Origin of the sequence: Vibrio sp. 1562 (genome assembly GCF_033340155.1) — a bacterium.
In the GTDB taxonomy this organism is placed as follows: domain Bacteria; phylum Pseudomonadota; class Gammaproteobacteria; order Enterobacterales; family Vibrionaceae; genus Vibrio; species Vibrio alginolyticus.
This window is the reverse complement of record NZ_JAWOVY010000766.1, coordinates 1-519: the sequence shown is the minus strand read 5'-3', so window position 1 is coordinate 519 and position 519 is coordinate 1. Positions and strand designations below refer to the sequence as shown.

The 519-nt window shown below is 46.8% G+C and carries 1 protein-coding gene; it reads right to left on the bottom strand.

What is annotated here, in order from left to right; all coding sequences use genetic code 11:
* Nucleotides 1-519, bottom strand: a 519-nt coding sequence (locus tag R7Z49_RS27530) for a sensor histidine kinase (RefSeq protein ID WP_318112841.1), incomplete at both ends; no start/stop codon positions are given.

The window sequence follows — 519 nt, the reverse complement described above, 5'->3', positions numbered from 1 at the left end:
AATTTTACCTTGGTAGTCCGACGAGTGGTATTTCTCCTGAAACAAAGCACACGCATCAATGGCGTTGTTGATCACATTAACCAAAACCTGCTGAACGCCCACGGAGTCTGCCAGTGGAGGACGTATCTCTCCTTCAACGCTAGTCACAATGGCGACGTTCTGCTTTTGCATTCGAAAATGAAGCAGCTCAATGGTGTCTGCAATCAAGGCTTGAATATCGCATGGTGTCTTATCAACACTGCGTTTGCGTATCAACGTTCTTAAACGCTGAATGATGGCATCGGCTCGTTCCACTTGCCCCTGTATTTTCTCTAGCACAGGCACAATATCTTCATGCGGACGCTTCTTTGCAAGACGCAGCAACCCACCTTCACTGTAATTACGAATGGCTGCCAGCGGTTGATTTAATTCATGAGCCAGACTGCTGCCAATTTCCCCGACAATCGCCACTCTTTGTGAATGTTCTAACTGCTCGCTTTTCTCTTTCAGCCTTAGCGATGTCAGCTCTAATGCTTGTTT